This window comes from Waltera intestinalis (assembly GCF_009695995.1).
Taxonomy (GTDB): Bacteria; Bacillota; Clostridia; order Lachnospirales; family Lachnospiraceae; genus Acetatifactor; species Acetatifactor intestinalis.
Genome location: NZ_VUMU01000003.1, coordinates 50206 through 71532, shown reverse-complemented (window position 1 = coordinate 71532; position 21327 = coordinate 50206). Strand labels below are relative to the sequence as shown.

The following is a 21327-nucleotide window of genomic DNA, read 5'->3' as shown; positions in this document are numbered from 1 at the left end:
TTACTCGCCTTCCTCCCCGTCTTCTGTTTCTTTTATTTCTTCTGCTTCGTCTTTTTTCTCTTTCATTTCTGCCTGTGTCTCCGCCGGGGAGTTCAGTCCCTCACCGATCATTTCCCGGGTCTTGCGAATGATCTGTGCCGCTCTGTCAAAATCCGCAGGGGTTACTGCTTCGATCGTTCCCTCTTCCCCCTTTAGTTCCATTATCTTTTCCTGCAAGTTATGATCCATATATTCCACAACGATCAGATAGATCGACAGGGCGAACAGTGACACGATCCACAGGATCAGAAAGATCACTTTATTGCTGCCGGTCAGGAACAACAATGCCAGGAAAAACAGGGGCACGATCCAGATGCACTTCAGACCGATCTTGATTCTTTTTCTGTTTTTTTCATGAAGGGTCTGCTCATAGTCCAACACCTTCTGAAAAATCTCTTCGTAGTCTCTTTCCATGAAATTTCCTTTCTGTCCTACTTTCTGTCTTATTTTCTGCCTTACTTTCTGCCTTACTTTCTGCCTATTCGGTACTTCATTCGCAAAACCGCTCCTGCGGAGCTTTCCTTTTGCTCATGAAGTTACCTCGCCCTATAAACATTGCAAAATCTTCTTACGAATGCTACCATTCGACGAATATTATGCAATGTTTACATGGCTCCGAATAGGCATCACATGAGTTCCGTGTCTTCCATTCTCTCTTCCACAAAGTGATTCAGTTTGACGAAAGGGATCCGGATCACCAGGCCGATCAGCAGGCCCTCCAGCATAAACAGGATCAGCTTTGCCAATGCTTCCATATAGGCCGTTCCGTACATTCCCGCCAGCGCCTCACGCATTGCCGTAATGGCATAGGGGAATGGGAAAAAGATATATATTTTCTGATAAGTATCCGGCAACAGTTCAATCGGGAACGTGCCGCTGGATCCCGCGATCTGCAATACCATGACAATGACGCAGACAGCCTTACCCACATCTCCGAATGCCAGTGTCAGCGAATAGATCAACAGGGAAAATGCAGTTGCCGTAAAGCTTGCCGCCAGGAAAAACAATGCCGGCTCCACAATATTGACCTTCAACAGCCACAGATCTCCCGCTACGATAATAGCTGCCTGAATCTGTGCCAGCAGGAAAAACAGCAGATATCTGCCGAAATACAACTGATAACTCTGTGCATTTTCCAATCCTTTCGGAGAAGCTTTTACTTTCACCAGTGCCACCAGTATCGTAGACCCTACCCAGATGGCCAGTGTAGAATAAAACGGAGTCATAGCGGATCCGTAGGTGGCCACAGGATACATGGCAACAGTCTCCATGGTCACCGGAGATGCAAAATAAGCTCCCAGGCTATCCGGGTCACCGCCCAGGAAACGCACCAGAATATCCATCATTTCTTCTTCGGAAGCACCCTCCAGCTGTTCCGTCAGGTCTGTCAGTTTGTCGCTGATGCTGTCTACCACGCTCTGAATCTGGCCAAGGCTTTCACTGGTGCCGTCCACTGCGTCACCTACGCCTTCCATGACCACACCCACATTTTTCACCGTGTTACTCAGAGTATTTACCAGTCCGGTCACCTGATTCAGGGAATCTGTCATATTGGTCAGCACTCTCTGCATCTGCGGTACCAGGTTATTTTTATAAATGCCCTGCATATTGCTTACATTATTTTCGCAGCTGTCGATAACGCTCTTCAGGTTATTCATGGCATTGTTGACATTGACTTTTGCCTTCTCCGCCGCCTGCTCATCCGTAGCTTCCAGCACACTGCCCACCACGGTGTTCATCATATCCAGTTCCTTCTGCATTGCCTTCAGTGCCTCAATGGCCGCGTCAGAAGCCGCACTTCCTCCATTGCCGCCGGCACCTGCGTTGCCTCCGGAGACAGAAGCATCCCCTCCGGAGACGCTGCCCTGTAATTTCTGCTGCAACAGTACTGCCAGCAGATCATTCACCTGTCCGTTCAGGGTATTGGTATCCCTCGCCACTTTGTTCAGATCTTTGGTCATCTGCGCCGTATCATCCGCCAGTTTACTGGCATCCAGCGTCTTTTTCATATTTTCCAGGGAATTGTTGATATTCGCCATGGAAGTATCAATATTATTGCTGAAATCAGCCAGCGTGTCCCGGGTCGAAGACAGATTCTGACTGCTCTGGTTCAGGCTGGCAGTCGTCGCATCCAGTTTCTTCTGCATTGCCGGAATTTCATAATTTACATGGGTGATCGCAGCTTCCAGTCGGGTATTTCCCGCGCGGAAAGAGTCGATCATCGCGCTGTATTCTTTCAGATTGTCGTTAAGTTCTGCGAGATCCGCGCGGAATTCATCCACGTAACTGCCACCCTGCACCTGCGCCGATACGGAATTGCTCTCTTCAAAAATGGTAGTGGCTGCCACTTTAATAAATGTCTCGTTAATGGTGTTCTGTAACGTTCCCGCTACCGTATCCGTGATCTTCGTAGCAATGGCATTGCTCTTTTGATTCTGATAATAGATCAGCGCCGGATTCTCGAAATCATCCGAAAATGCATTATACATACTGTATGTAAACTTATCGGTGATCACAATAGCAGCATAATATTTTCCTGCTTCCACACCCTCTTCTGCTTCTTCCTCTGTGTCCGGAAAAATCCATTTTACGCTGGTATTAGAATGCAGACTCTCCAGAACGGATTCTCCCATATTTACCACGGAACCATCCTTTAACGTGTAGTCCTGATCCAATGACACCACTGCTACGGGAATCCCACCGGTATTGGCATAAGGATCCCAGTTGGCAAAAATATTAAACCAGGCATACAGTGATGGGATCACGCACAACCCAATAATTATGATCAGTGCAAAAGGCTGTTTCACTAATTGTTTGACATCTTTTGTGAAAATTTTCCATATATTTTTCATCCGACTTCTATAGACTCCTCATGTGTATCTGTATTATATTGCTGATTCATGCGCTGTTCAGCTTCGCATACCCCCAGCAACAGAAAAAAGAAAGGGGTATTCAATACCTGCTGAAAGCTGATCAAAGAATGCATTCCATAAGTAAAAAGCAGCATGATCGCCATGGAATTTCTGCGGTATTTCCGCAATGCGGTAAGAAATACGGCTGCATAAGCAGTAGTTCCCAGCACCCCCAGGTTGATCAACGTGGTAAGCCATTCATTGTGTGCATTCGTAAAAATCGAACCGGCAAAATAGCCTTTATCAAATAGTACCGTGCCTCCCGGTAACACCTGTTCCAAATAAGCTGCAAAGCAATCCGGTCCGGCCCCCAGCAGCTTCTGCTTAAGATCTCCCCGGCAGAAACCCTGCCATGCCATCTGCCATAACATTCCCCGGCGATTGCCCCATTCCACAAAATCGCTGCCCTGCAGTTTCAAAATATACCATATTATCACACCCGCAGCCAACAACAGACTGCCGCACAGTGCTCCGATCTGTAGCGCCCTCTTTTTCTTTTCCGGAAGAGCATAATGTATCCCGCAGAATAACAGACACACTACTGCAAGCAGAAACCATCCCTGCCATACTGCCATTTTTCTTGCAATACCATCCTGTAATAAAATATCATAGGTTCCCAGGGATTGCATCACCTTTCCCCACAATAACATTCCAACGCAGGCTCCGGACAACAGGACAAGCAACGGCTCCCAAAGTCCGTTTTTTTTACGACTGCTCCAAAAACATATCCACAGTGTTACACATGCCACCATCACACCGCCGTCACTTCCCTGTAAAAACAACATCATCACCACAAGGACATTACCGCCTCCAAGCAAAATGGAAGCAGCTCTTCTCCCCTCTTCCGCAGCCTTACAAAAAAGTGACAGTGACAGAGGAAGCATCACACTGTAATACCCGCTGAGCCAGTTATTATTTCCCAAAGTACTGAGCATATGTGTATATTCCCAGTCCCCTACCACATAGCCCTTCAGCAGTCCCAGAGGATCATAACCCAGTTTTTGGAGCAATCCTATGAGTGCCACTATGACAGACGCTGCTTCTCCCAGATATAAAATCCGGATGCATTGTCCGCTATAATCCGCTGCCATCAGAAATCCGCCTACCATCAGGCAGATGGTGACAGCGCCCATGTACCATTCCCATTCTCCGACCCAGGCGGTCCTTCCGTAAGAACTACAGATGGCAGACAATAATGCGCAAAATCCATATAAGCAGACGGCCGTCACAACACTATGCTCTCTGCACCATCTGATTATTTTTCCCCCGTTTTTTCTCATATACATACCGGAACTACTGCTGTTTTCCATCCGGCAGCTTCTTACCACAGCGATGATCTGTACCGCCAGACAAATCCCCATACAGATCAGAGAGATATTGCGATATAAATAATATTTGCTATCGCCCAATTTGTAATATCCATTTCCGGGAATATAGTACAGCGGCAACACGACCAGAACGGCAGCCATATAGATCTGACATACTGTTTTCAGAAATTCCTCTCGCCGATTCTCCATTCCTGCCCGTCTCCTTTGTGCCACAGCCTGTATAACTACTTGAATTGTATGCGTTTCTCCTTATTCTGTCAAACCATTCGCTCTTTACAAAATGGTGAATTTGTATATTAATTTCAAAGCAAAAAATACCACCCGGGACAGTAAAGTCATCCGGGTGGTACTTAACTATTTCCAAAACTTCTTTTTCTTGCCATCCTTGGAGTCTTTCTCCTTAGATCCGTTTTCTCCTGCTTCGGTTGCATTTTTCACTGCATTCAGGGAATCTCCGGTCAGTGCATCGAACTGCTTCAGCAGTTCCTTAGCCTCCGGTTTTAATTTATCGGGTGTCTCTACCACCAGTGTTACATAGTGGTCACCGCGGACATCCTTATTTCTCCAGGAAGGAACACCCTTGCCACGCAGACGGATCTTGGTATCTGTCTGCGTTCCTGCCTTCACATCATAGACCACCTTACCGTCTACGGTGTCGATCAGTACTTCCCCGCCCAGTGCAGCCACTGCAAAAGAGATGGGAACGGTAGAGAAGATATCGAATTCCTGTCTTTGGAAGATCGGATGACGACCGACAATTACCTCTACCAGCACATCGCCTCTGGGGCCGCCGTTAACACCCGGCTCACCCAGTCCCGGCATACGGGTGGACTGTCCGTTGTCAATACCTGCAGGGATATCTACTGCATAACGCTTCTTCATCGGAATGTATCCGGTACCACGACAATCCGGACACTTCTCCCTGATCACCTTACCGGTTCCCTGACAGTCAGGACAGGTCTGTACATTACGTACCGTACCAAAGAATGACTGCTGGGTAAATACAACCTGACCCTTACCACCGCACTTGGAACAGGTCTCGGGGCTGGTACCCGGCTTTGCGCCGGAGCCGTTACAGGTCTTACAGGTCTCTTTTACCGTCAGGTCAATTTCTTTCTTGCAGCCAAAAACAGCTTCTTCAAATGTAATATGCACGCTGGTGCGGATATTGGCGCCCTTCATAGGTCCGTTATTTCTGGCACCTCTGCTTCTTCCGCCACCAAAAATATCTCCGAAAATATCTCCGAAGATGTCTCCAAAATCTGCACCGTTAAAGTCAAATCCACCGGCTCCGCCTGCACCACCGTCAAATGCCGCATGACCATACTGATCATACTGGCGTCTCTTCTCGGGATCACTCAGCACGGCATAAGCCTCGGAAGCTTCTTTAAACTTCTGTTCTGCCTCCTTGTCTCCGGGGTTCATGTCGGGATGGTATTTTTTCGCCAGTACACGATATGCTTTTTTGATTGCAGCATCATCTGCATTCTTATCTACACCGAGGACCTCGTAATAGTCTCTCTTTTGCTCTGCCATTTCTGCACCTCTATCACATAAATCTTAAGACGGTTATGCACAGGGCACGCTTTCGCATACCCTGTGCCGCCTGTTATCACAATCACTGTTACACAGCATCTACTGTTATATCACGGATTGCTCTGTTTGTGAAGTTATTTATACTTCTCTGAAATCTCCGTCGATGACATCATCATCTGCCGAAGAACCTGCATTGCTGCCGCCGGCCTGTGCATTCATGTCAGGACCTGCGCCCTGAGCTCCCTGCTGTGCCTGTGCAGCCTGCTCATACATCTTGGTGAATACGGACTGTGCACTCTGGGTCAGTTTCTCTTTTGCAGCCTTCAGTTCATCTACATCGCTGTCGCTCATTTCCTGATCCTTGGTTCTCTCCAGGATTGCCTTAACAGCTTCCAGATCAGCCTGTACCTGAGTCTTGTCACTCTCGGGTACCTTGTCACCTACTTCGTTCAGAGCCTTCTCGGTCTGGAATACGAAAGAGTCTGCTTCGTTTCTTGCCTCGATAGCTTCCTTACGCTTCTTATCCTGTGCTTCGAATTCAGCTGCTTCCTTGACAGCCTTCTCGATATCGGAATCGGACATGTTGGAGCCAGCGGTAATAGTGATGTGTTGCTCCTTGCCGGTACCCAGATCCTTAGCGGATACATTTACAATACCATTGGCATCGATATCGAAGGTAACCTCGATCTGAGGGATTCCTCTGGGAGCGGGAGCAATACCGTCCAGACGGAACTGTCCGAGGGACTTATTATCCTTGGCGAACTGACGCTCACCCTGTACTACGTTGATATCTACTGCGGTCTGATTATCAGCAGCGGTAGAGAAGATCTGGCTCTTCTTGGTAGGAATGGTTGTATTTCTCTCGATCAGTCTGGTAGCAACACCACCCATGGTCTCGATGGACAGAGACAGAGGAGTTACATCCAGTAACAGAATATCACCGGCACCTGCATCACCGGCAAGCTTACCACCCTGGATAGAAGCACCGATTGCTACGCACTCATCAGGATTCAAAGACTTGCTGGGCTCTTTACCGGTCAATGCTCTTACCTTATCCTGTACAGCAGGGATACGTGTGGAACCACCTACTAACAGTACCTGACCCAGATCAGAATAATTCAGGCCTGCATCCTTCATAGCGTTCTGTACGGGGATAGCGGTCTTGTCAACCAGATCTCTGGTCAGTTCATCGAACTTAGCACGGGTTAAGTTCATATCAAAGTGCTTAGGTCCTTCTGCGGTTGCGGTAATGAAAGGCAGATTGATGTTGGTGGTCATTGCACTGGACAGCTCTTTCTTAGCCTTCTCAGCTGCTTCCTTCAGTCTCTGCATAGCCATCTTATCACCGGACAGATCTACGCCTTCTGCCTTCTTGAATTCATCCAGCATCCACTGAATGATCTTGTTATCGAAATCATCACCGCCAAGGTGTGTATCACCGTTGGTAGCCAGTACTTCGATGACACCGTCACCGATCTCGATGATAGATACATCGAAGGTACCACCACCAAGGTCGTATACCATGATCTTCTGCTCTTTTTCATTGTCCAGACCATAAGCAAGTGCTGCTGCGGTAGGCTCGTTGATGATACGCTTTACATCCAGACCTGCGATCTTACCGGCATCCTTGGTAGCCTGACGCTGAGCATCATTGAAGTATGCGGGAACTGTGATAACTGCCTCGGTAACCTTCTCACCCAGATAGCTCTCTGCATCTGCTTTCAGCTTCTGCAGGATCATTGCGGAGATCTGCTGAGGAGAGTACTTTTTGCCGTCGATGGTACGGCCACGATCGGTACCCATATCTCTCTTAATAGAAGAGATGGTCTTCTCTGCGTTAGTAACTGCCTGACGCTTTGCAGGCTCACCGACCAGTCTCTCACCGGTCTTGGTAAATGCTACAACAGAGGGTGTGGTTCTTGCGCCTTCTGTATTTGCGATAACGGTGGGTTTACCACCTTCCATAACAGCTACACAGCTGTTGGTTGTACCTAAGTCAATACCAATAATCTTACTCATAATATTTTCCTCCTGTTTTTACTCTCTGTTTTCATTTTATAGTTTCTATTTTCAAAAATATGTGATAATCAAATTATTGAACAACGCCTACCATGCTGTGTCTTACGACCATGTCATGATATGTGTAGCCCTTCTGAAGTTCCTGGGCTACCACACCGGATTCATACTCATCGCTCTCCACCTGCATCACTGCGTTGTGAAGGTTCGGGTCGAATTCCTGTCCGACTGCCTCGATGGGTTTTACACCGATATTCTCAAGCTCTGTCATCAGCTGTTTGTAGATACGGTTCATACCGTCTACAAAAGGATCTTCTTTGGATTCCTCGGGAACCGTTGCCAGACCTCTTTCAAAATTATCTACTACCGGAAGGATCTTCTCGATCACACTCTTGGCACCGGTATCGAACATCGCCTGTTTCTCTTTATCGGTTCTCTTACGGAAGTTCTCGAACTCTGCCATCTGACGCTTTACTCTGTCTTCCAGCTGATCGATCTTCTCCTTGTAGGAATCTTCCTTTTTGTTCAGCTTTGCCTGCTTCTTTGCTGCCTTTTTGTCTTCCTTGCTCACAGGCTCCTCATCTTCTGTCTCTTCTTCCTTCAGTTCTTCGGCATCCGAAAGATCCTGTTCCATTTCTTCCTCTAATATTTCTTTTTCCTGATCTGCCATTCTTACTTTCCTTTCTGGAATCTGTCTATTCTTTGCGGTAAAGGTCATCCAACTGGTTCTGCACCGTCCGCAGCGTTCCGATGACCTTGTCATAATCCATTCTCTTGGGACCTATGATTCCTATGGTTCCCTTCATGCCTTCGCCTAATTCATAAGTAGCGGTCACAACACTGCAGTCCTTCATACCCTGCACCGGTGTCTCGTCTCCGATGTACACCTGGATACCTGTGCTGCCCTCGTCTGCCAGGGATTCCTGGATCAGACCGCCTAACTGCTGCTTCTCCTCGAAAGCATTGATCAGTTCACTTGCCTTGGACTGATCTGCCAGCTCCGGATACCGGAAAATGTTGTTCGCGCCGCTGGTGTAGATCTCCAGATCTTCGTCTGCCTTGATGGCATCTGCCACGGCATCGATCACCTCACTGACGATCTCACTGTGGATTCCGGCCTGCTGTTTCATCGCTGCGATCATTCCCAAATTGATCTCCTCCATGGACAAACCATTGAGGTGTGTGTTCAGCAGGATATTCAGCTTCAAAAGCGTCTCATCATCCAGTTCCCGATCCACTGCCAGGATATTGTTCTTGATCACATTGCCTTCGGCAACGATGACTGCCAAAATCTGTCCGGCATCTACCCGGGACAGCTGGATGAACTTCACCTTGTTATGATGTACCTGCGGAGCACTGATCATGGTGGCATACTGTGTGTTCTGAGCCAGGGTCTTGACTACCTGTTTTAACAGGTTCTCCAGCTTATCCTGTCTCTCTAAGAGCATATCCTTCATCTCATTGACTTCCTGCTCTCTGGTCGCCATCATGGTATCCACATAGAAGCGATATCCCTTATCGGAAGGAATTCTTCCTGCGGAAGTGTGGGGCTGTATAATATAACCCATCTCCTCCAGATCTGACATCTCATTCCGAATGGTTGCCGAACTTAGATTCAGATCCGTATATTTCGAAATGGTCCTGCTGCCTACCGGCTCTCCCGTTTCCAAGTAGTTCCGGATAATGGCTTGCAATATAATTCTTTTTCTGTCATCCAATTGCATTCCAGCACTCCCTTTGGGATTATTAGCACTCGTCTAAAAGGAGTGCTAACATCTTCTTACCCTAAAATATCACTACAGGATATTATTGTCAACTGATTTTCCCAAAAATAATTCTAAACAAACTATTAAAAAAACTATTCCGAGTTCCATTCGCAAAATCGCCTCTTCGGGCTTTTCTGAATCGTTTCCATACAAAGACAGGACCGGCACTATTCCAGTACCAGTCCTGTCTCTAAATACACGGGAAGTGCCCGTACATATACCATTTCTATTGCGCCTCCGATAATGATCAGGAAGCATACCGCAATGCCTGCATTTACCAGCCATCTCGGAAAAGTCCTGCCTCTGAAGCTGATTTCCGAAAGCTTCTGAATCCCTTTTGTCATGTAATACATTAGCGGGATCAATGCCGGGAGCAGGTAACGTCCCTGGTTCTGATAATCTGTGGTATATGCATAATAAATTGTCAGAAAAACCGGCATGAAAATGCAATACAACATATTGATATGAAAGAACCATTCTCTTCCGGATATTTTACGCCGCTTTTTATAACGGATCAGATACAGAAGCGCTCCCACAATGCCTGCTGCAAAAAATACTTTATATGCCCGGTACAGCCAGATGGAGCCATATATGGACATGGAACCAAATGCCCCCACAAAGCTGTGGAACAGTCCGGACAAGGTATATCGTTCCCGGAACATTTCGAATACTGTATATCCCATGGAGTGATAGGTCTGCATCGTCAGGGGATTTACGCTCTCTACCGCATACTGTATTGCCATTTTTTCCCGGGTGGCAAGTCCTAACAGATCTCCGTCCAGTACTATATAACTTCGAATGAACCACCATCCGATTCCTATCAGGACCACCGCCGCAATAAAGCAGCCGTATTTTAACATCTTCTTCCAGTCATAAAAATAACCGCCGCTCTCCTTTTTCTGTAAAAAGAACATAACAAACAGCAAAATGCAGCTTACGATATATCCATAGGCATTATAATAAGAAAGTGCGCATAAAATAATACCTGCGCTCATCCACAGACTGTTCCGGACATTGATGCCGTCCCGGTAAACACAGATCAGTGCATACACCATCATCGCCGTGGACAACATGCAGCAGGAATCCGTATTCACATAGGTATGCATAAACAGCCCTTCCGGCAGATAGGTCACCGCAAAGCAGAACAGCCAGCGGAATCTGTCATCCTGAAATACTCTCTTCCCGATAAAGTATACCACGACTGCCATCAGCAGTCCGAAAGTCACATTCACCAGACGTGCAGTGTACAGCAACGCGATCTCGGATTCCGTGAACAGGCTGACAAAACGCATGATATACCCCTGTACAATATATGGAAATACGTTATACAGTGCATAAGAAAATCCATACGCCGGAATCCGCACTTCTTCCTCCAGTCCCGTGGGGATTCTGCCGTATTTGCAGATAAACTGCGGAATCAGATATCTCGCATGCTCATCGGGCGGGTTACCGAACAGGGGCGGTGTATTGGCGAGGGGCTGCAGCAGGGCGATGGTAAGCGCCAGTGCCAGAAAACCCAGCAGATATAATGTAAAAATAATCTTTTCTGATTTTTTCTGCATTCTGTCATCCTTTAACATTGTGATAATAATGATACAAAGACCCCAAAGTGATTATTCAACTTTGGGGCCTGCTCACAAGTATTCTTACGAATGCAAGCATTCGACGTATACTTTGCTCATTTTATCTGACTCTGGATAATTATATGTAGAAGCTTCCGGTGGTCTCTTTGTTCATTACATAGTAAACCATGTTCTCTTCGGGTTTTACATATAATTCTACGCTGGTCAGATCAGCTGCCTTCTGCTTCAGATCGTATTTCCATACATCCTTTGCAATCTTCAGCAGATCTTCCTGAGAATAGGACTTGCCGCCGAACTGAACACTGATCTCGCTCTTTAACTCTGCCTTTTTTGCTGCGGGTTTCTTAGCGGGTGCTTTCTTAGCGGTTTCCTTTTTTGCTGTCTCTTTCTTAGCTGCGGGCTTTTTAACCTCTGCCTTTACAGGTGCTTTTACTTCGGCCTTTGCTACAGGTGCCTTCTCAGCTTCCTTCGCAGCGGTCTTGGTTTCTGTCTTAACTGGAGTTGTCGGTGCTGCTTTCTTCACTTCTGCCTTAGGCGCTTCCACTTTCGCTGCTGCTACTGGTGCTACAGTTTTCTTAACTATTGCCATGTTACCGTCTCCCTTCTGTACGAATCATGTACAAAAAATATTTCATTCTCCTCACAAGTACCGTATTCCGGCGCTCGATAAGGGTAGTGTATTCCATTTCCTTATAATTGTCAACTGTTATGCGAATACAAGGAAGTACAGTAATACGATAATCCCCAGTACGATCCGGTACCATCCGAAGACCTTAAAGTCATGCTTTTTGATATATCCCATCAGGAAGCGAAGCACGAACAGGGATACAATAAAGGATACCACCGTACCGACCAGAAGGCAGGCAAGCTCCATTCCCGTGAATGCAAATCCAAACTTCAACAATTTCAGAAGACTCGCTCCAAACATAACAGGAATCGCCAGAAAGAAGGTGAATTCCGCTGCCACTGTTCTCGATATACCAATCATAATAGCTCCCAGGATCGTAGCTCCGGAGCGGGAGGTTCCGGGCAGTGCCGCCGCTACCAGCTGGCACAGACCGATGATCAGTGCATCTCTGTAGGTCAGCTGAGACAATTTTGTTGTGGTAGGTACACGGTCCTTATTCCAATTCTCGATCACGATAAACAGTATGCCGACCACTACCAGCATTACAGCTACCACTATAACCTGGATCGTAACGCCGCTGCTTCCGATCTCTTTTTGGAAGGCTTCTCCCACCGCATCATCAAATAACAGACCATATACGACTGCCGGGATACATGCCACAACGATCTTCACCCACATCCAGAAAGCATCCATGCTCAGTGCCACATTTCCCACTGCGGGATCTTTTGCGGATTTTACGATGCCTCCCTTTTTCGGCTGCTTATTTTTCTTCAGGTAAAAGGGCCAGATCTTGTTCCAGAACAATACAACCACCGCTAAAATAGCTCCCAGCTGAATGACTACATCGAACATATCGAAAAAGCCTTCACTGGTCTGTTGAAAAGGGATCAGACGCTCCACCAGGATCAGATGTCCCGTGCTGCTGATCGGCAGCCATTCGGTAATACCTTCTACAATACCGTAAATAATCGCTTTGATAATTTCTAACATTTCTTTTCTCTCTATACTTTCTTATATTTTTAGTACTTATTTTTCCAGATATGCCAGCAGATCCTCATAGCAGGCTTCTGCCTCCCGATACCCCTCTTCGTATAAGGCGATCAGTTTGTCCTTGTCTTTCTCGATCCGTCCCACATCACTCTTTTTATGAGGACGGATCACGAATGCCTGACCACATTTCTCCTGTCTTTCGATGTAGTCCAGGCTCTCATTATAACGGATATGTCTGTCTGCCATAAGTTCATATACTTTAGGATATTTCAGATATCTGAGTTTTATGAGTCCTAACTGCGATGCGGAGGCGGGTTTTCTCACGAATCCCACTTCCTTGGTCATGACAACAATGTTTTTACGGTTGCCGTCCAGGATCGATTTTTCCAGAGGGATCGCATCGCTGATGCCGCCGTCCAGATACAGCTTCCCATCTATTTTTACATTCCGTGCCACTAACGGCAGGGATGCGGAAGCACGGATCTTGTCAATATCTTTGCGGATATCACGGACACGCAGATACTCCGGCTGTCCCGTCTCGATGTTGGTCACCACGCTGTAGGCCTTGCCGGGATATTTTTCAAATGTTTCATAGTCATACGGATATAGATATTCCGGGATCAGGTGATAACAGAAATCCACATTGAACAGATCTCCGCTGGTCAATAAGCTCTCCAGACTGCAATATCGTCTCGTATCCAGATAGTCCACACTGACACTCAGTGCCCGTCCCTTTTGTCGGGACAGATAGCTGCACATATGGCACGCTCCGGCAGATACCCCATAGATATGGGAAAAGTCAATTCCTTTTTCGGTAAAAAAGTCCAACACTCCGGCGGTATAGACACCCTTCATGCCACCGCCTTCCAATACCAGTCCTGCCTGATACATCTTACAATGACTCCTTTCCGTACTCAGTCTTTACAAATTTTCGAAAGGCTTCCAGAGATCTCTCTACCTTCTCCGTGTCCACACAGTAGGCCATGCGGAAATATCCGGGTGCGCCAAAGCTGTCGCCCGGTACCAGAACGAGATCATATTTCAATGCTTTCTGGCTGAATACCTTGGCATCCTCTTCCAGTGCCTTCGGGAAAATGTAGAAAGTTCCGCCGGGCTTCACACAGGTGAATCCCAGGTCTAGCAGTTCTTTATAGAGGATGTTCATATTCGTCTCATACACCGACAGATCCGCTGTCTTGTCCAGTACCTGTGCCACTGCCAGCTGGATAATGGAAGGAGGACAGTTATGTCCGATACCGCGGGAGATCTGTCCACACATATTGATCATGGTCTCCGCATCCTCACATGCCGGGTTCACTGCCACATAACCGATACGCTCTCCCGGCAGAGACAGGGATTTGGAGAAAGAATAACACATGATGGTATTGTCATAAAAATAGGATACGCAGGGACTGTCTACGCCTTCAAACACGATCTCACGATAAGGTTCATCAGAGATCAGATAAATAATATGACCGTATTCCTTGGACTTTTCTCTCAGGATATCTGCCAGTCTCTGCAATGTCGGGGTGGAATATACCACACCGGAGGGGTTGTTGGGAGTATTGATCAGTACTGCCTTGACCTTCTCTGTCAGCATCTCTTCAAACGCCTCGAAGTTGATCTGGAAGTTCTCCAGATTGGGCGGAACCACCTTCAGTACTGCCCCGGTGAGATCCACATAAGGATGATATTCCGGGAAAAACGGTGCAAAAGTCAGGATCTCATCTCCCGGCTCCGTCACCAGACGAAAAGCATGTGCCAGCGCTCCCGCCGCCCCGGATGCCATGAAAATATGCTCTTTGCGATAGGGCAGGCCGAATCTCTTCTCCAGATTCTCAGCAATTGCCTCCCTGACACTTGTAATACCGAGGCTTGGACTATAACCGTGCAGTTCCAACGGTTCCTTCGTCGCAAGCATATGGATCATGCGGTCGGTAAATTCTCTGGGAACCGGAACGGAAGGATTCCCCAGGCTGTAATCAAATACATTCTCGTATCCGATCTCCTGTCCTCTTGCCGTAGCGAATTCCGAAAGCTGCCGGATCACTGATTTTCCCGACAGCATGTCTTTGTATTTCTGAACTAACATACTACGCTCTCCCATCCGCGCTGTCTGCGCTGTTTATTTGATCTCTATACACTTATCACTGGACTTTTCTGTGGACAGACAGATGCCGTCTCTTCCACAGTTTTTTGCCTTATAGAGAAGCTCATCCGCTCTGGAAGTGAAATCCCACTCTCTGTTATTTTCCATCGGGATTCTTGCAAAGACTCCCTGGCTGATGGATACGTATTTACTGCACCTGCTGCACTCATGAGGTATTTTTAACATACGGACCTCTCTGAGAATGTCCTCTGAAATTCTCCGGATCTGCTCCACTGTCATCCCGGTATATACGATCATAAATTCATCGCCACCGTATCTGGCACAAAATACCTGTCCCGGAATCTGTATCTTTTGCAGAACTCCGGCAATGGCTTTCAGACACCGGTCTCCCATCAGATGACCGTAGTGATCATTGTACTCTTTGAAAAAATCAATATCCATAAGCTCCACACCCATGATCTCCTCTTCCGCATAGGCGTGTTCGAAGCAGCCGGTAAAATATTCATGCAGGTATGTCCGGTTGGCAAGTCCTGTCAGTTCATCATGCATTGCCAGATTCTCCAGTGCCTGATTGGAGGCCTGCATATTCTCCCAGTCCATGGTGACATTTTTCAGCCGATCCTGTAATTCCATGACATTGATCAGTGCCTGGCGATTTTCCTGCCGGAACTTCTCATAGAGTTCAAAATACTTTCGGGTATATGCGATGTATTCCTGCATGTCTCCCCTGCTCAGAATGCTCTGAGACTTGAAAGGATACAGATCCAGATAAATATTGTAATGCTCTTCCACATCTTTCTCATCTATGATGTGAATCAGTTGTTCCAGATATTTTCCGTCCGGTAAAAATGCAAGGATCCCCGCCAATATTACCAGATTATCCAGAATATCTTCAAACATATCGGGATCTTGCAGGTGTTTCAGGATATCTTCCGCAAGCTTTACCGCTTCCTCGTCATGTCCCTGCACCGCTTCACAGGGGATCCGATACATCTCCACCGTTATGTGAGAGTAATAGGTGTCCGGCTCTCTGCGAAGAATCTCTTCAATGTCTTCCCATAATTTCAGAGCCTGTTCCTTATCCCCCTGATACAAATAGCAGCAACCGCATTCCACCATACAGTTGATCCTGTTATAATTCAGATAATAGTTGCTCTCCGAACGGTTGTAGCAGTCGATTGCCGTGCGGTAATGCTGGATTGCTTCCTGCCTCAGCCGCATTCTCACCAGTGTGTAGGCAATATTGCTCTCCGCCATTCCCTGTATGTAATAATAATGATACTTTTCCGCGTACTGCAGACTGTTATAATACGAGCTGAGCGCCACCATCCGGTTATTTTTCCGGTCGGACGCTGCTCCCATCATATTGTAAGTCCGTGCCAGAAGTTCGTACATCTGAGAGTTTTTCAGATATCCCACGCTCTCCGTCAGACTCTGTATCGTGCTCTCATATTGCCCGTTCTGCCAGTAATATTCCGCCAGATAATACAGTCCGAGTCCCGCCAGCTTCTGGGATCCGGTGTCCGCCGCATATTCCAGCACCCTCTGGCAGGTCTCATTGTCCAGGCATTTGCCGTTCTCTCGCAGCTGTATCGTGTCGCTTATGAAATTTTGAACGGTCTGTGGTAAGCCCTTTAAATCCATGCTGTTTCCTTTCCGGAATACCTAAGCTGTCTGTCGTCAGATCTCCTGCCGGAGATTCCTATGGGCAGTTATTGTGTTCTAATTAGTTATCATACCACAGTATTTTGACACTTTACAATATTGCACCGCTAAAAATGCACGCTATCCGGAAAAATTTAGGATTTGTTCAGATTTATTCCGTTATCAGGCGTCATCTTCCGCCCAGGCAAGCGCACATTTCACCGCACGATGCCAGCCCTTTAACAATTTCTTACGGCCTTCTTCATCCATTTCCGGTGCAAAAGAGGCTCCGATCTGCCAGTTCTCCCGGATCTCGTCACGATTCTTCCAATAGCCTACGGCAAGTCCCGCCAGATAAGCGGCTCCCAGAGCCGTCGTCTCGATACATGCCGGACGGCGTACCTGGGTGTTGACGATATCCGCCTGGAATTGCATAAGGAAATCATTGGCACTGGCACCACCGTCTACTTTCAGACTCTTTAAATCAATACCGCTGTCCTTCTCCATGGCTTCCAGCACATCTGCCGTCTGGTATGCAATAGATTCCAGCGTGGCACGGATGAAATGCTCCTTGGTACAGCCTCTGGTAATGCCGACGATGGTTCCTCTGGCATACTGATCCCAGTATGGAGCTCCCATGCCCGCAAATGCCGGAACGATATAGACCCCTGCGGTATCCGGCACATGCTCTGCATACTCCTGGGACTGTGCAGAGGTCTTGAGCATACGCATACTGTCACGAAGCCACTGGATCCCTGCACCGGCTACGAACACGCTGCCCTCCAGGGCATATTCTACGTTTTTGCTTGTGCTGGCAGCAATAGTGGTCAACAGACCCGACTGGGAGGTAATAGCTTCGTGTCCGGTATTCATTAATAAGAAGCAGCCGGTCCCATAAGTATTTTTCACTTCTCCCTGCTCAAAGCAGCACTGTCCGAACAGCGCCGCCTGCTGGTCTCCCGCCGCACCGGCGATAGGAATCTCGCCGCCCAGAACGGACGCATCGGTCTTACCGTAGATCTCGCTGGAACAGCACACCTTCGGAAGCAGACTCTCCGGGATATTGAAGCGCTTCAAGATTTCCTGATCCCAGCAGAGGTTATGAATATCGAAAAGCATGGTTCGGGAAGCATTGGTATAATCCGTCACATGTACGGCGCCCTTGGTCAGATTCCAGATCAGCCAGGTATCCACCGTACCGAAGAGTAACTCTCCTCTCTCTGCGCGTTCTCTGGCTCCGGGAACATTATTCAGTATCCAGGCGATCTTCGATGCACTGAAGTAGGCATCGGGAATCAGTCCGGTCTTCTCCCGGAGGATTTTGTCAAAACCGTCTTTTTTCAATTCCTCGATCATATCGGAAGTCCGGCGGCACTGCCACACGATGGCATTGTATACAGGTTCCCCCGTATTTTTGTCCCAGATAATCGTAGTCTCACGCTGATTGGTAATACCGATGGCTTCGATCTGGTCATCTGTGATACCCAGGACTGCCATGCTCTCGATTGCCACTCCCAGCTGGGAAGACCAGATCTCCATGGGGTTATGTTCCACCCAGCCGGGCTGGGGATAGATCTGTGTGAATTCCTTCTGTGCCATGGAGCAGATGTTTCCCTGCTTATCAAACAGGATGCAGCGGGAACTGGTGGTACCCTGATCCAGTGCCATGATGTATGTTTTCTTCTGTGTGTTCTGTATATCTCCCATTCTGTTATGTAACCTCCCGTTGTTCATTTCATCACAATTGACACATATCCCACTCAGATAAATTTGCGGAAGCCGTTGGGATATGTGGTCATTGCTCTAATTATATGATATCTTCTGTTATCCCCGAAACGACCGGGTTGCCACTATATTGACACCTGTGTCAGCCACATTTTCCAAGATGATATCTCCTACATGGATGGGTGCCGCTACTGTGACATCTGCCAGAGCTTTCATGCAGTCATCAATCCTGCCTTTAGGAATGTCGGAAGCTGTCTTCACGGATACCACAGCATCCGGATATCCTGTCACGCGTACGGTGGATGTCACAATACGCATAGGGTTGGTCACTTCCTTCTCTCCGTAGGCTGCGCCTCTGGGACATCGGTTACCGGTCACTGTGACACTACTGTCATCTGCTATAGTCACGGTCAGAGCACACCCTACCGGACAGCAGATGCAGGTCAATTCTTTTTGTGTTGTATTCTTCTCTGCCATCGTCTCACCCTCTTTTCTGTCGGATATATTCCACTGCGTAGTTTCCAGCCTTTTCCGCTTCTGCGGATACATGGTCTACCAGTTCATGGACATGGAGCACATTGCCGCAGGCGAAGACGCCGGGGATACTGCACTCCAGATTCTCTCCCACTATCGGTCCTCCGGTCTTGCCGTCCATATCTGCTCCTAAGCCCCTGGTCAGTTCGTTCTCCGGGATCAGCCCGCAGGATAACAACAGAGTATCGCAGGGAACCTCCCACTCGGATCCGGGAATGGGGTTCCCATTATCGTCCACTTTTGTCAGGGTCACTCCCTCTACACGGTCTCTGCCGTGAATCTGTGCCACGGTAGTATTCAGATACAGAGGGATGTTGAAATCATCCAGGCACTGGACAATGTTACGCTTCAGTCCACCGCTCTGGGGACGAAGCTCCGCCACGCACTGCACCTTGGCGCCTTCTAACACCATACGTCTCGCCATGATGAGTCCAATATCACCGGAGCCCAGGATGACTACATTCTTACCCGGCATACGTCCGCGGATGTTTACATAATACTGCGCAGTTCCGGCGCTGTAGATGCCTGCCGGTCTGCTGCCGGGAATATTTAACGCACCACGGGAACGCTCTCTGCAGCCCATCGCCAGGATCACGGTCTCTGTCTCGATCTCCAACAGACCGTCCTCTTTGTTCATGGCGGTGACTTTCTTGCGTCCATCGGAGCGCAGGGAAATATTTGTTACCATGGTATTCAGCAGATAAGGGATTTTTGCTTCTTCTGCCATGTCAATATAGCGTTCCGCGTATTCCGGTCCGGTCAGCTCCTCTTTAAAAGTATGCAGTCCGAATCCGTTGTGGATACACTGGTTCAGAATGCCTCCCAGTTCTCTGTCACGCTCTAAGATCAGTACTTTTTCACAGCCGGCCTTTCTCGCAGACAGCGCTGCTGCCAGTCCCGCGGGACCTCCTCCGATGATGACGATATCTTCTGTACGTTTACTCATGGAGTGCCTCCTTTCCGCCAGGTTCCTGTGTCCTCTTCCATGTTCCGCCCTCTCCGGGTGCGGTGTCTTTATTTTTACCGGTCAGAATCTCTGAGCCGGTTCCTTCCTTAGTGATCTGTGCCGGATCGAGATGCAGTTCTCTCGACAGGATTTCCAATGTCTTCGGGGAACAGAATCCCGCCTGGCATCTACCCATACCGGCTCTGGTACGGCGCTTGACGCCGTCTAATGTCGTCGCTCCCACCGGGCGATGGATGGCTTCCAAGATCTCTCCCTCCGTCACCAGTTCACAACGGCAGATCACGTTTGCAAAAGCGGGATTTTCCCGGATCAGCGCTTCTCTCTCCTCTTCCGTGGCAAGCGCCATGCTGGGGATTCCTTTTCTGGTGTCAACAAAATCCGCTTTACGTTCTGCAGGATAAATATTTTCAACGATCTGTGCCACGTATTCGCCGATGGCGGGTGCACTGGTAAGTCCCGGAGATTCGATGCCTGCCACATCAATGAAACCGGGATGTCCTGCTGCCTCTCCGATGAGGAAGTCTGATTTCTCCCCGGGGTCTTCGTGTACCAGGTGCGCCCGCAGTCCGGCAAAAGAGGTAATCGTCTGTCTGCCGTCCAAAGCATCCACGCTGTTGCTTCCCAGATGCAGAACCTTCGCCAGTCCTTCTGCAGTAGTGTCTACATCCTGCTTATCCGGAATATCTTCTGCCGTGGGTCCTACTAACAGATTGCCATGTACCGTAGGGGTGACTAGTATACCCTTGCCCATTTTGGAGGGCTGCTGGAAAATAGTGGCATTTACCAGATTACCGCAGTTTTTATCCATGAGACGGTACTCGCCTTTTCTCGGCACAATGCGGATCTTCTCTTCACAGATCATGTTGTGGATTTCATCCGCATAGACACCTGCCGCATTGATGACGATGGGAGCCTCGAATATCTCACCATCCACCTGCACCTGATACATCCGTCCTTCCTTCGCAGGCGGGTTCTCGGTCCATACCGGTCTCTGTTCCACGATGGCTGTCACCTTGTGGTCACGATAGAACTCTACGCCGTTTTCCGCCGCATTTTCTGCCAGCGCAATGTTCAGTCCGAAAGGACATACGATGCCGCCGGTGGGTGCATACAATGCTCCCACGATATTCCGGGAAATCGCCGGCTCCATAGCCCATACTTCCTCCGGAGACAGAAGCTTCAATTCCTTGACCCCATTCTCTATGCCACGTCTGTACAGTTCTTCCAGTCCGGGCATGCCGTCTTCTTCAAAGCACAGTACCAGGGAACCGTTCCTGCGAAACGGAAAGTCCAGCTTCTTCGACAGTTCCTCCATCATTTCGTTGCCCCGGACATTTAATTTTGCCTTAAGGGTTCCCGGCACCGCATCATACCCCGCATGCACAATGCCGCTGTTTGCCTTGGAAGTACCTTCGCAGACATCACTTTTCGCCTCCAGTACAGCGATCCTCAGCTTTCCCTTCGCCAGTTCCCTGGCGATGGCACAGCCACTGACTCCGGCGCCGATGATGATCACATCATAATCCTTCATAACCTCGCCCTGCCTTTC

The 21327-nt window shown here is 48.3% G+C and carries 16 protein-coding genes and 1 pseudogene; all 17 read right to left on the bottom strand.

What is annotated here, in order from left to right:
* Positions 1 to 453: a hypothetical protein gene (locus FYJ59_RS03725; RefSeq protein WP_147365376.1), complete on the bottom strand. Its 453-nt coding sequence runs from the start codon at positions 451 to 453 to the stop codon at positions 1 to 3.
* A 212-nt stretch (positions 454 to 665) separates the two neighbouring features.
* On the bottom strand, positions 666 to 2891 hold the full coding sequence (locus FYJ59_RS03720; protein ID WP_154495326.1) for a YhgE/Pip domain-containing protein: 2226 nt from the start codon (positions 2889 to 2891) through the stop codon (positions 666 to 668).
* Entirely contained in the window at positions 2888 to 4468 is a 1581-nt protein-coding gene (locus tag FYJ59_RS03715) for an O-antigen ligase family protein (RefSeq protein WP_154495324.1), read from the bottom strand. Before FYJ59_RS03715 ends, FYJ59_RS03720 begins: the two co-directional genes overlap by 4 nt.
* 165 nt (positions 4469 to 4633) lie before the next feature.
* A complete protein-coding gene (gene dnaJ, locus FYJ59_RS03710; RefSeq protein WP_154495322.1) occupies positions 4634 to 5815 on the bottom strand; it encodes a molecular chaperone DnaJ in 1182 nt (393 codons plus the stop codon).
* 138 nt (positions 5816 to 5953) lie between these two features.
* Positions 5954 to 7834: a molecular chaperone DnaK gene (gene dnaK, locus FYJ59_RS03705; RefSeq protein ID WP_148448982.1), complete on the bottom strand. Its 1881-nt coding sequence runs from the start codon at positions 7832 to 7834 to the stop codon at positions 5954 to 5956.
* 73 nt (positions 7835 to 7907) lie between these two features.
* Positions 7908 to 8501, bottom strand: coding sequence for a nucleotide exchange factor GrpE (gene grpE, locus FYJ59_RS03700; protein WP_022154983.1), 594 nt, complete (start codon positions 8499 to 8501; stop codon positions 7908 to 7910).
* A gap of 25 nt (positions 8502 to 8526) precedes the next feature.
* Positions 8527 to 9555, bottom strand: coding sequence for a heat-inducible transcriptional repressor HrcA (gene hrcA, locus FYJ59_RS03695; RefSeq protein WP_022154984.1), 1029 nt, complete (start codon positions 9553 to 9555; stop codon positions 8527 to 8529).
* Between the two features lie 209 nt (positions 9556 to 9764).
* Positions 9765 to 11159 carry a DUF2142 domain-containing protein gene (locus FYJ59_RS03690; RefSeq protein WP_154495320.1) on the bottom strand — a complete coding sequence of 465 codons (1395 nt, stop codon included), beginning with the start codon at positions 11157 to 11159 and terminating at the stop codon, positions 9765 to 9767.
* 139 nt (positions 11160 to 11298) lie between these two features.
* Entirely contained in the window at positions 11299 to 11769 is a 471-nt protein-coding gene (locus FYJ59_RS03685) for a DUF6465 family protein (RefSeq protein ID WP_154495318.1), read from the bottom strand.
* Positions 11770 to 11886: 117 nt separating this feature from the next.
* A complete protein-coding gene (locus FYJ59_RS03680; protein ID WP_154495316.1) occupies positions 11887 to 12798 on the bottom strand; it encodes an undecaprenyl-diphosphate phosphatase in 912 nt (303 codons plus the stop codon).
* Between the two features lie 36 nt (positions 12799 to 12834).
* Complete coding sequence (locus tag FYJ59_RS03675; protein WP_022154988.1) at positions 12835 to 13689, bottom strand: patatin-like phospholipase family protein; 855 nt, start codon at positions 13687 to 13689, stop codon at positions 12835 to 12837.
* A 1-nt stretch (position 13690) separates the two neighbouring features.
* Positions 13691 to 14890, bottom strand: coding sequence for a pyridoxal phosphate-dependent aminotransferase (locus FYJ59_RS03670; protein WP_022154989.1), 1200 nt, complete (start codon positions 14888 to 14890; stop codon positions 13691 to 13693).
* A 33-nt stretch (positions 14891 to 14923) separates the two neighbouring features.
* The gene (locus FYJ59_RS03665) at positions 14924 to 16552 is read right to left on the bottom strand and encodes a tetratricopeptide repeat-containing diguanylate cyclase (RefSeq protein WP_154495314.1); all 1629 of its coding nucleotides are present in this window, start codon (positions 16550 to 16552) and stop codon (positions 14924 to 14926) included.
* 183 nt (positions 16553 to 16735) lie between these two features.
* Positions 16736 to 18259: a glycerol kinase GlpK gene (gene glpK / locus FYJ59_RS03660; RefSeq protein WP_154495312.1), complete on the bottom strand. Its 1524-nt coding sequence runs from the start codon at positions 18257 to 18259 to the stop codon at positions 16736 to 16738.
* Between the two features lie 117 nt (positions 18260 to 18376).
* Entirely contained in the window at positions 18377 to 18754 is a 378-nt protein-coding gene (locus tag FYJ59_RS03655) for a DUF1667 domain-containing protein (protein ID WP_154495310.1), read from the bottom strand.
* A gap of 19 nt (positions 18755 to 18773) precedes the next feature.
* Positions 18774 to 19757, bottom strand: a pseudogene (locus FYJ59_RS03650) (NAD(P)/FAD-dependent oxidoreductase); the annotation flags it as partial.
* The gene (locus tag FYJ59_RS03645) at positions 19750 to 21309 is read right to left on the bottom strand and encodes an NAD(P)/FAD-dependent oxidoreductase (RefSeq protein ID WP_154495306.1); all 1560 of its coding nucleotides are present in this window, start codon (positions 21307 to 21309) and stop codon (positions 19750 to 19752) included. The gene FYJ59_RS03645 and the pseudogene FYJ59_RS03650, both read right to left, overlap by 8 nt.
* Positions 21310 to 21327: the final 18 nt, after the last annotated feature.